This window comes from Paenibacillus lautus (genome assembly GCF_050482385.1).
In the GTDB taxonomy this organism is placed as follows: Bacteria; Bacillota; Bacilli; order Paenibacillales; family Paenibacillaceae; genus Paenibacillus_AQ; species Paenibacillus_AQ lautus_B.
In genome coordinates, this window is sequence record NZ_JBCNHV010000044.1 from 1 (window position 1) to 10,323 (window position 10,323).

The following is a 10,323-nucleotide window of genomic DNA, read 5'->3' on the forward strand; positions in this document are numbered from 1 at the left end:
GTAAGTTTGCCGTAGCTTCCAAGGCGCGCAGTGCACCGTAAGTTTGCCGTAGCTTCCAAGCCGCGCAGTGCACCGTAAGTTTGCCATAGCTTCCAAGCCGCGCAGTGCACTGTAAGTTTGCCGTAGCTTTCAAGCCGCGCAGTGCACCGTAAGTATGCCGTAGCTTCCAAGCCGCACAGTGCACCGTAAGTTTGCCGTAGCTTCCAAGCCGCAAGCCGGAACGAGTTACGGCCCGGTAGTAGCAGTATCGGATCCATTTAAGAATCGTTGAAATCCGGGGGCAAAGGACCGCAGATCCGTTATTTTCGCTATGGGCTTGCTTTTGCTGGATCTATCGGACACACGTTCCGTTAAGTAGCGTGTAATCCGAAAAATGAGAGCCTTATTCGGTGAATAACGGACCTCAAGTCCGCCACCATTCGAGAAATGGTGCTTTTGATCAGAATAAGGTCCGCTGAGTCCGCTAAAATGTGCAACTATTTTGTACATCGTGCGCACTGCTCCCTGTGCGCATGATGCGTGGTTCGGGGCATGCTTGGATGGCTTGTCGGCGCTAAGCGTGCCGCAATGTACGACGCTTGAACGTAAGTTATAACACAGAAACGGGGCTGTCCCAAAAGGTCATGAAATACAGACCAAGGGACAGCCCTTTTTTTCAGTGGTCTCCTTTTATATGGAGATTGCTGATCAGGATGACATGTGTCGGTAAATCCATCCTCTCCGTATACTGAACCCGGTCCGATCTATTTGCCAATGCCCTGCTGACGGTATTGTCCGGGCGTGATCCCTTCAAGCTTCTTGAACATTCGATTGAAGTAGGGAGGCTGATATCCTGCGGCTTCCGCAATCTCGTGAATGCGAAGATCGGTAGTCAGCAGCAATTCTTTGCAGCGGTTCATGCGCACGGTTGTCAGATAGTCTATATAATTCGTGCCCGTCATCTGCTTAAACGCTTTGCTCAGCTGGGATACACTGACACCGGCTTCCATGGCCATGGTATCCAGGGACAGGTCTTGCATCCCGTTTTGCTCGATTTGCTCCAGTACGTTTTCGACCAGCGATTTCATGGAGCTGTTGAAGTTCTTTGTTAACTGATCGAGGTAGGGTTCGATGATTTCTTTCTGGAACCAGGTCACGCAGGCCTTCGGGTCGCGAAGCAGGGAAAGCTGTTCCTGCAGATTGGAGAAATTGTACACCTGATATGGATTTAAGCCAGCCTGCAGCATAGACCGGTGAACGCTTGTGATTAACCGCATGAGGCCATGGTGGACATGCCACTCCGAACCTCCCCCGGCTTGAAGCGCCGTTACGAAGCGGCTCAGGGAACGCAGCGCATCCCCCTGGAGCCCAAGATTCAAGGTGTGAATGAAATCCTGCTCCAATTCCAGCGGAAAGTCGATCCAGTCGTTTTTCTGGGAAAGCACGGTTTCTGCTTCCAGCAGCTGACTGCCTGCATCAAAGGATCGGTAATGCAGCGCACGCTTGGCCTGTTCGAGAATATGGGGAACATCGGTCCATGTAGAGCTTGGTCCTCCCAATACGATGGTTGCCGACATGCGGAGCGTATCGCGCAAAGCCCGCATGATCTGATTGCACAACTGCCTCATCAAACGCGTCTGTTCATCGGCTTGATGGGAAGCCGGAACGATCAGGATGACGCCGAAGGAGCCGTCAAAGAAATTGATGGGATGCATATATGCGCCTATGTCCTCTGCCAGCTCCTGGATCACGTTCAGCGCGGCATAGGTGAGAAGATGCTGATCATTTTCCGTCAGAGGCGTCCGATCCTCCCCGTGAGTATGCTGCTGAAGCACGATCGCCGAGAACTGTTTATCGGTAATGTCTAGATCCATCTCTTGCAGCTTGAGCACGTATTCGGGCTCCGTCAGGTGGGCGGCTTGTCCACTCAAAAATTGATTGATATAAGCCTCTCTGATCGCGGGCAAGGATCGCTTCCATTGGCCTTGAAGCGTATCATGCGAGAACCGGTACTGCTTCCACTCGTGTTCAATATAATCAAGCTCATTGTATCGCGAGCTCGGTTTGGCCTGATCGCCGCCAATCATATTCAGCATCTTGCTTATAGGACGATACATGCTCTTAGAGGCAAACCAGCTCACAGCCAGTGATGCCGCAAGCGCAAAAGCAAAGCAAATCAGAATGATATGGGTATACGGCTTCGTTGGAGCAATGATCTTGGATTGCGGCGTGCCTGAAACATAGGTCCAATTTTGTTGCATTTTTTCAAATTGAACGGTGTTCACCAGCAACACATCCTGGTCCACCGGAACCTTCAACCGCAAATGATTCGCACTTCGGGCATTCTCCGGAAGCTTCAGCTGTTCCTGAATCGCGCTCATCGCTTTCGGCATGCTGCGGCTCATTCCCGACTCCCCGATGACGTGACCATGGTCGTCCAGCAGGAACGAGAGATTCTCGCTATTGCGAATGACGTGCAGCTTCGACGGATCAATATAGATGACGATCGCGCCATAGGGCGTATGACCGTTGAAGGGAAGTCGCATGACGAGCGCGTGGGAAGATTTATCCTTGTTAAAAGGCCGCTCCAGGTCATGGACCCAGAACATGTCCGAATCTCCTTCCATGAGCTTGTTGAAGCTTATCGCATCCTGTTCCTGATCCAGCGTCCGAAGGCCGAGATCAGGCTCCATGATTTTGTTTTGCTTTTTGATATACAGATAGACCTGATCCACCAAGGGATCGGCATTCCCCACCAGGTTGAGCGTACTGAACAGCTCGTTTGTCTCCTCGACATTCGATACAAAGTCCATATCCGACAACGAAGGTTTGAAATGGGGCTTCACCACCATATTGAGGGCGTAGTGGACCAACTGGGTAAATTGCTCGTCTACTTGTCTCGCAGCGTCAACCAGGGCTTCTTCGTTCCGCTGCTGATATTGGTTAATCATATGCTGGTTGCCCACATAAAGGTAAACGGCCGTAATGGCCGAGATGGGGAGGCATGTTAACAACACGGCCAGCGCGATGCTTCTCCAATACATAATACCTTTGAAAACGGATTCATGATTCTGTTGCCTCATTACTTTAACCCCCTGTTGGCATAGACAAATCAAAGGCTTAATCAAAGCGAGCCGGTAAATGATTACTTCCTATCATAGCGAATGAGTGGATGAGTTGAAAAGATCATATCTTCCCAATTGAGGTTGGGACAACGTTATCGATTAACCGAAGCGGACGTTCATTCGTCGTGGAAAAAAAGTGCAATACAAGGAAACGAAAGGGTCCTCAATACCTTAGAGACCAAGTATTTCCCTGTGTTGTGCAGGAAGATACGGGCGATTGGAAACGGCGGAAAAAAAGTGGAATTGCAGGGAATGTTGCAAGCGTTTACATTAGAACTGCATTCCGTGAACGGTATGTTGAACAAGATGACAAGGCTGAAAGTGAGGGAGTATCGATGAAAGCACAAGAAACCGTTCAGTCGGCAAAAGGAAGCGGGAGTCCCCCCATTCCCGTGAGATCCAAAACGAAGTGGGGGCGGATATGGTCGGATGTTGTGCGCGACAAGTATTTGTACGTGCTGGCCTTGCCGGGTCTGATCTTTTTTATCATTTTCAAATATATTCCGATTACGAATCTCGTGATTGCCTTCCAGGAGTATTCTCCATACTTTGGGGTGCTCGGAAGCCCCTGGGTAGGGTTTGAGCATTTCACCCGGTTTTTCTCCAACCATGATTTCTGGATGCTGCTGCGTAATACGCTGGCGATCAGTTTTCTGAGCCTGATTTTCTTTTTTCCGGCACCCATCATTTTATCTTTGATGCTGAATGAAGTGCGGAACTCCTTCTATAAGCGGACCATTCAATCCCTGGTGTATATCCCCCATTTTTTATCCTGGGTATTGATCTACGGTCTAACCTACCTCATGTTCTCGCAATCGGAGGGCTTGTTTAATAAGTGGCTGATCTCCATGGATTGGGAGACGATCGATATTCTCTCCAACCCGAACTATTTCTGGGGTATGCTGACGGGACAATCCATTTGGAAGGAAGTCGGGTGGGGGACCATCATTTTTCTCGCGGCTATCGCTGGAGTGGACCCGCAATTATATGAAGCAGCGGTGATGGATGGTGCGGGCCGAATGAGACGGATGTGGCATATTACTCTGCCGGCGATGCGCAACGTGATCCTGATTCTGTTGATTCTTCGTCTGGGAACGATTCTGGATACGGGATTCGAACAGATTTATCTGATGATGAATGCACCTGTTACCAATGTAGCTGAAGTGTTCGATACCTATGTATACCGGGTGGGGATTCGGCAGGGTGAGTTCAGCTACAGTACGGCCATCGGATTGTTCAAATCGATTGTCGGCGTCATCCTGGTGGTCACGGCCAACCGGTTGGCGAGACGGTACGGTCAAGAAAGCTTGTATTAAAGGATGGGCGAAGACAAGGAGGAGTAAAACATGCATGAGAAAGGATGGAAAACCAGGCTGTTCGGTTTTGTGAATAACGGACTGCTGCTGATCATCGGTTTGGCAACGATATTTCCGATTTACTATACCGTTATTTTGTCGTTTACCGATCCGGTGGAATATTATCAACGAAGCTTGATCTTATGGCCGCGGGTTTGGACGCTGGATGCTTACAAACATTTACTGTCCAACGGATTGTTTGTCACCTCGATTTCCGTGAGCGTGTTCCTGGCTACAGTTGGCACGCTGCTCAGCCTGCTCGTTACCGGGGGGTTGGCTTATGCGGTGTCCCGTAAGCGCCTTCGGTTTCGCAAGGCCATCATGATTATGATCTTAATCACCTTTCTCTTCACGCCGGGATTGGTGCCGCTGTATTTGGTCGTCCGCAATGTGGGACTCATTGACAGTGTCTGGTCGCTGATCCTGCCGAGCTTGACCAGCGCATGGTATGTGCTGCTCATGAAGGGATTCTTCGATAGCATTCCGGAAAGTCTGGAGGAAGCCGCAATGATCGACGGCTCGAATGATATCGGCGTATTCTGGCGAATCATTCTGCCGTTGTCGCTGCCGGCGCTGGTGGCTTTCGGATTGTTCTTTGCGGTCGGCTATTGGAATACGTATTTCAACGCACTGATGTTTATTAATGACCAGAAGATGTGGCCGCTGCAAGTATTGCTGCAAAATATGCTTGTGGACCCAACGACGATGGGATCGGGGAGCGGCGGCGGATTTGCCTTCCAAGTGAACCGTCCCGTCCCAACAGAAACGTTGAAGATGGCGGCGGTCGTGATTGCAACCGTTCCGATCATGTTAGTGTATCCATTCCTGCAGAAACACTTCGCCAAAGGAGCGATGGTAGGCTCTGTCAAGGAATGAAACGATATACGGTATAACTGCCATCATGCTCAGTCAGACGAGATGTAACATTAAAAGGGAGGTCTAATGATGAAAAAAAAGGAAACCAAGCCGGGCAAGTCGTTATTAAAAATGTCGGGGGTGCTGCTCTTGGCAGGTTCGCTCTTGCTTAGCGCATGCGGCAGCCGAGACGGAAGTGCACCGAGCGATAACGGAGGAGAAACAAACAGCAGTGAACCTACCAGCATTACGATACAGACCCTGAATTATGCCACCGAATTCATAGACAACACCAATGTACTATGGAAAGAGCTTGAGAAACGTACCAATACCAAGCTGAATATTACGTGGCTGTCGCCGTCCACGGCCGAAGAGAAGATCAATGTCATGCTTGCATCCGGCGATCTTCCGGAGGTTACTTTCGTGGAGACGATGCAGAACCCGCAGCTGCAGAAAATGCTGAAGCAGGGTGTCTTCTGGGATCTGACGCCGTTTCTTAAAGACTATCCGAATTTGAACCGCGAAGAACTGAAGGAAATGTGGGAAATCACCAAGGTGGATGGCAAGAACATCGTCATTCCTCGTTATTATCCTAGCTATGGTGGCGGAGTGTTCCCGATGATCCGCAAGGACTGGCTGGATGCCCTTCATCTGGAAACGCCCAAAACGCTGGATGAGTTCCATAACGTGTTAAAGGCTTTTAAGGAACAGGATCCGAATGGTAATGGACAGGCCGATGAGATTCCATATGCGGCGAATCCCGGCGCGCTTGCGTACATTTATAATCTCTTTAATGAAACGCAAGGGGCATGGAAGCTGGAGGCCGATAATACGTTGTCTCCTATCCTTACGTCGGACGAGTCCAAGGAGGCCATGTTGTGGATCAAAAAGGCTTATGAAGAAGGATTGTTCCCCAAAGATTTTGCGATCATGAAGTTCTCGCAGGTGATGGACACGATGCGAAGCGCCAAAGCAGGGGTAGGCGGCATGTCCATGAACCATGCCTGGGTGACCGGCGAAGCCGTGAAAGGCGTTGATCCCAAGGCGGATCTGATGCCGCTTGCTTACTTGGAGAATGCAAACGGGGTGAAATATACGCCTTCAGGTTCGCCGTACTATGGGGTGTACCTGATTCCGAAGAAAGTGCCGGAGGCGAAAGTAAAGAAAATCCTCGAGTTTTTCGATTACGGTTATAGTCAAGAAGGCAATGAGATGCTGACTTACGGAATCGAAGGTGTCCATTATAAAGTGGAGAACGGGAAGAAGGTTGCAACGCCGCAGGCCGCCGTGGATAAGACGGGTGACGGCAACTTGAACAATATGATTCATCTTGTCAGCGACGATATGGCCATCAGCGCGGTAGGGATGCCGGATGAAGTATATGAGCGGAACGTAGAGATTGTCACAGAGCGCAAGACGGTCAAGGTTCCGAATCCTTCGGGAGAACTGTATTCGGATGCCTATAACAAATACTATCCCGAGATTTCCAAGAAGGTGGAGGATATGCGGGTCATGGTCATCACGGGCAAAGAACCGGTTGAATCGTACGATAAGCTGATCGAAACGATCAAGAGTGACCCGAAGATGAAAGAAATTACAGATGAGATGTCAAAGGCATATCAGGAGAAGTATGTTAAATAAGGAAATCCAAAACCACAATGCTGCAACTTGCATTGTGGTTTTTTGGCGTGAATAACAGGAAAAGCCCCTCTATGTTATATTTCTGATGTCTAATATTAAACATCCTATAATTTTACATTAAAGCATAAAATATTACATGAGGGGAGGATATAAAGTCATGGAAACGAAGGAAGGCATAAAGTTTAATATCGAGCAAGAACGGCATAAGCTTCATAAGATGAAGCAGCGGTATCGTGATTTTAATCATCCTAAAGTCCTCAGTCAATCGATCGTGCTTGATGAGTTGATTAATCAATATAACCGATTTCTTAAAGAAAACAAGCCGATTGCGTAAACAACCGACTTGAGCTGAATGAAAATTCTTTTTATAAATCGTAAAGTCTCGCGGCATTCTCATACAAAATCCTGCGGGCCTCGGTTATGGACAGCCCCTGAAGCTCCGCCCATGCCGCAGCCACAGCAGCCGTCATCCGAGGATGGGTTATCTGTCCGGTGAACGGACCTTCGAACGGCCAAGGACCATCGGTTTCGGTCATGACGAGATGATCCGGATACCTACGTGCCATATCACGAATTTCTTCCTCATAGAGGATGTCAGGCGTGAAGGAAATATAGTATCCGTTACCCGCCATCCGCTGCAAGGTGTCACGGGAGCCCTTGAACCAATGGAAATGGGCACGAGTGACGCCGTATTTTTCGAGCAAATCACATGCGATATCCGCATCTTCATATACAGCGTGCAGAATCACCGGTTTATGATGCTTTTTAGCAAATGCTATAAATTGCTCCAATAGATAGGCGTAAGGGCGGTTATCCCAAGGACGGCCCTCCGATTCAGCCTCCAGCCTGGCGTAATAGGGGAGACCCACCTCTCCTACGGCAGCCATCTCATCGGCATGCTCTGCCATCCAATCCAGCAGCTCTTCGGTTTCGTTAGTGGAAGGGAGGGGCTGCTCCGGATGATAACCGAAAGCTGGCCGCACCATCGGTCCGTACTGCCTGGCCAGCTCCAGGTTACGCTTGCAGGAAGCCAGATGCATGGAGACGGAGATAACGGATTGAACCTCATGCTGACGGATATCCGCGAGAATCGCTTGTTGATCGGATATCGAATAGCTGTCCAGATGAATATGAGTGTCCAACAGTGGGAAATTGGCTTCACTTTGCGTGAATGATTTCATCGTTACATAACCTCGCTTGTAAGCTTCCACGAAGCGCTTGGCGAATCATGGATGTATGTATTCCGCTGGCCTTCATCGGTCAGCGTTTGTGCTGTTCTTCCCGCATGATGGCGGAAATTTCGGTTTTTAATGCGATGAAGGACGGATCCATCAGGATGTTTTCCCGGCGCGGACGGGAGAATGGAACTTCTACCCGTTTCAAGATGGTTCCGGGCCGTGCTGACAGGATATAGATGCTGTCCGAGAGGAGCAGCGCCTCCTCGATATGATGGGTAATCATCAGCACCGAACGGCGCGTATCCTCCCAGATATCGAGCAGCCAGCGCTGCATATCGCTGCGCGTCAGCGCATCCAATGCGCTGAACGGTTCGTCCAAGCACATGACTTCCTGAGGACTCATCAGTGCGCGCAGAAAAGCCGCCCGCTGCTGCATTCCGCCTGAAAGGGTGTGCGGATACGCCTTCTCGAAGCCGGTGAGGCCGGCCCGTTCCATCCAGCTGCGGGCATGTTCCCGGGCAGTGGCTTTCGAGGTGCCTCTCAGCTCCTCGGGAAGAAGCACATTGTCCTCCACCGTACGCCAAGGGAACAGGGCCGGCTGTTGAGGCATATAGGCGATGCGGCCTTTTTCCCCGGTCACGTCCTGGCCATCCATGAGGACCGAACCCGTATCCGGAGCGGTTAATCCCCCGATGATATGGAAGAGTGTGCTCTTTCCGCTGCCTGAAGGACCGATCAAGGAGACGAATTCCCCGGGCTGTACCTGAAGCGAAAGGCCATTCAGCACATGCACTTCGCTGCGTCGATCGCGGAAGGTTTTCCGAAGGCTGCGAACCTCGAGGGCAGGTGCTGATAAGACCGACGCAGTGGACGGGTCAGCACCGTCCTGGAGCGGCAGGGATACTTGATGTGTCATATCGATAAATGGCCTCCTTTCATATAAGAATCAAAATGTCTATTCACAGGGGGCTCAACCTTTTCGATTCCAGCGGATGAGCCGCTTCTCCAGCAGGGTGATCAGCAGCACCATCAGCAGGCTGAGCAGGACGATGACCAGGATGGCAACAAACACCCGATCCGTACGGTAGCCGGATTTTTGCAGCATCATGTAGTAGCCGATTCCCCGGTCCGAGCCGATCCATTCCCCGATAACCGCCCCCATAACCGAATAGGTGGCCGCAATTCGAATCCCGGAGAAGATGGAGGGAAGGGCATGCGGCAGCTCCAGCTTGGTGAAGATTTGCCACGAGGTAGCCCCCGCCATCTGCATATAATTCATCATGGTGCGGTCGGTACGCGCGAGTCCATCCAGGGCCGCAACAGCGACAGGGAAGAAGCAGACCAGCGTAATCACGATAACCTTGGGCAGCATGCCGAAGCCGAACCAAATCATGAGAAGCGGGGCTAGGGCGATTGTCGGCACATTTTGGCTAAGAATAAGAAGCGGATAAAGGGCGGTTTTGAGAAAAGGCACCATGTGCAGTGCCAGCGAGATGATTAGACCGATTGCCGTACCGATGATAAAGCCGATCAGGGTTAATTGCAGGGTGGCCGCTGTATGCTGGAAGAGACCGGAAGCTCCGGTGACGGCCTCATGCCCGATGGCCGTCGGTGCAGGCAAAATAAAGGGTTCAATGTCGAATACGGATACAGCGGCCTGCCATACCATCAAAAAGAAGAGGACCGCCACAACGGGCGGCCAAACAGAACTCCACCAGCTTCTCATGGACGGTATTTCTCAGTCAGCTTATCCATGCTGATGCCGCTTGGATGGTGCGCGATTTTGACCTGGGATATGATGCTGGGACTTCCCGCATTCACCAGCGCCTCGTGCATGCACTCAACGATCTTGAGCAGCTCGGAGAGTTCTCCTTCCATGGTCGTTTCGAGTGCGTGAACCTCGTATTTCACGCCTGATTCCTGAATAACCTTGATTGCTTCATCTACATAAGGGATGCTGTCGGCCCCGTTTGGCGTTCTCGGTATTACTTGAATGCTCAAGAGAGTATTCGCCATATAAACTCATCCTTTCGTGCAAGCTATATTGTAATGGAAGAGAGGCGGCCTGCTGCAAAGGCCGTCTCTCTTCTTATAGAGGTTGTTCAAAAAGTCCGCTTTTGATAAGAAAACCTCTATCGAGGCCACTTCAAGGATGAGCGACCGCGATGTATAGGTAGGTTTTCTTGCGAT

9 protein-coding genes are annotated in these 10,323 nt (G+C 50.6%); 4 read left to right on the top strand and 5 right to left on the bottom strand.

Going from position 1 to position 10,323, the window contains the following annotated elements; all coding sequences use genetic code 11:
- Nucleotides 1-743: 743 nt before the first annotated feature.
- Nucleotides 744-3,062: an AraC family transcriptional regulator gene (locus ABEW73_RS33525; RefSeq protein WP_430162999.1), complete on the bottom strand. Its 2,319-nt coding sequence runs from the start codon at nucleotides 3,060-3,062 to the stop codon at nucleotides 744-746.
- A gap of 377 nt (nucleotides 3,063-3,439) precedes the next feature.
- Between ABEW73_RS33525 and ABEW73_RS33530 the strand changes: the two genes are divergently transcribed.
- The 4 genes from ABEW73_RS33530 to ABEW73_RS33545 all read left to right on the top strand — a co-directional run bounded on the left by ABEW73_RS33530 (nucleotide 3,440) and on the right by ABEW73_RS33545 (nucleotide 7,289).
- The gene (locus ABEW73_RS33530) at nucleotides 3,440-4,420 is read left to right on the top strand and encodes an ABC transporter permease (protein ID WP_098741717.1); all 981 of its coding nucleotides are present in this window, start codon (nucleotides 3,440-3,442) and stop codon (nucleotides 4,418-4,420) included.
- A 30-nt stretch (nucleotides 4,421-4,450) separates the two neighbouring features.
- The gene (locus ABEW73_RS33535; RefSeq protein WP_076322305.1) at nucleotides 4,451-5,335 is read left to right on the top strand and encodes a carbohydrate ABC transporter permease; all 885 of its coding nucleotides are present in this window, start codon (nucleotides 4,451-4,453) and stop codon (nucleotides 5,333-5,335) included.
- A gap of 69 nt (nucleotides 5,336-5,404) precedes the next feature.
- Complete coding sequence (locus ABEW73_RS33540; RefSeq protein WP_430163001.1) at nucleotides 5,405-6,955, top strand: extracellular solute-binding protein; 1,551 nt, start codon at nucleotides 5,405-5,407, stop codon at nucleotides 6,953-6,955.
- A gap of 157 nt (nucleotides 6,956-7,112) precedes the next feature.
- A complete protein-coding gene (locus ABEW73_RS33545) occupies nucleotides 7,113-7,289 on the top strand; it encodes a Spo0E family sporulation regulatory protein-aspartic acid phosphatase (protein WP_430163004.1) in 177 nt (58 codons plus the stop codon).
- 31 nt (nucleotides 7,290-7,320) lie between these two features.
- On the opposite strand, the gene ABEW73_RS33550 is transcribed toward ABEW73_RS33545, so the two are convergent.
- The 4 genes from ABEW73_RS33550 to ABEW73_RS33565 all read right to left on the bottom strand — a co-directional run bounded on the left by ABEW73_RS33550 (nucleotide 7,321) and on the right by ABEW73_RS33565 (nucleotide 10,149).
- A complete protein-coding gene (locus tag ABEW73_RS33550; protein ID WP_430163007.1) occupies nucleotides 7,321-8,136 on the bottom strand; it encodes a TatD family hydrolase in 816 nt (271 codons plus the stop codon).
- 79 nt (nucleotides 8,137-8,215) lie between these two features.
- On the bottom strand, nucleotides 8,216-9,049 hold the full coding sequence (locus tag ABEW73_RS33555; RefSeq protein ID WP_430163009.1) for an ABC transporter ATP-binding protein: 834 nt from the start codon (nucleotides 9,047-9,049) through the stop codon (nucleotides 8,216-8,218).
- Nucleotides 9,050-9,103: 54 nt separating this feature from the next.
- The gene (locus ABEW73_RS33560; protein WP_430137991.1) at nucleotides 9,104-9,859 is read right to left on the bottom strand and encodes an ABC transporter permease; all 756 of its coding nucleotides are present in this window, start codon (nucleotides 9,857-9,859) and stop codon (nucleotides 9,104-9,106) included.
- Entirely contained in the window at nucleotides 9,856-10,149 is a 294-nt protein-coding gene (locus ABEW73_RS33565; protein ID WP_430163012.1) for an MTH1187 family thiamine-binding protein, read from the bottom strand. The genes ABEW73_RS33560 and ABEW73_RS33565 overlap by 4 nt, the downstream gene beginning before the upstream one ends.
- Nucleotides 10,150-10,323: the final 174 nt, after the last annotated feature.

Excerpts from the sequence above, each read along its gene's own strand:
- ABEW73_RS33530 (WP_098741717.1), top strand. The coding sequence starts at position 3,440 with ATGAAAGCACAAGAAACCGTTCAGTCGGCAAAAGGAAGCGGGAGTCCC.
- ABEW73_RS33525 (WP_430162999.1), bottom strand. The coding sequence starts at position 3,062 with ATGAGGCAACAGAATCATGAATCCGTTTTCAAAGGTATTATGTATTGG.
- ABEW73_RS33555 (WP_430163009.1), bottom strand. The coding sequence starts at position 9,049 with ATGACACATCAAGTATCCCTGCCGCTCCAGGACGGTGCTGACCCGTCC.
- ABEW73_RS33550 (WP_430163007.1), bottom strand. The coding sequence starts at position 8,136 with ATGAAATCATTCACGCAAAGTGAAGCCAATTTCCCACTGTTGGACACT.
- ABEW73_RS33535 (WP_076322305.1), top strand. The coding sequence starts at position 4,451 with ATGCATGAGAAAGGATGGAAAACCAGGCTGTTCGGTTTTGTGAATAAC.
- ABEW73_RS33545 (WP_430163004.1), top strand. The coding sequence starts at position 7,113 with ATGGAAACGAAGGAAGGCATAAAGTTTAATATCGAGCAAGAACGGCAT.
- ABEW73_RS33560 (WP_430137991.1), bottom strand. The coding sequence starts at position 9,859 with ATGAGAAGCTGGTGGAGTTCTGTTTGGCCGCCCGTTGTGGCGGTCCTC.
- ABEW73_RS33540 (WP_430163001.1), top strand. The coding sequence starts at position 5,405 with ATGAAAAAAAAGGAAACCAAGCCGGGCAAGTCGTTATTAAAAATGTCG.
- ABEW73_RS33565 (WP_430163012.1), bottom strand. The coding sequence starts at position 10,149 with ATGGCGAATACTCTCTTGAGCATTCAAGTAATACCGAGAACGCCAAAC.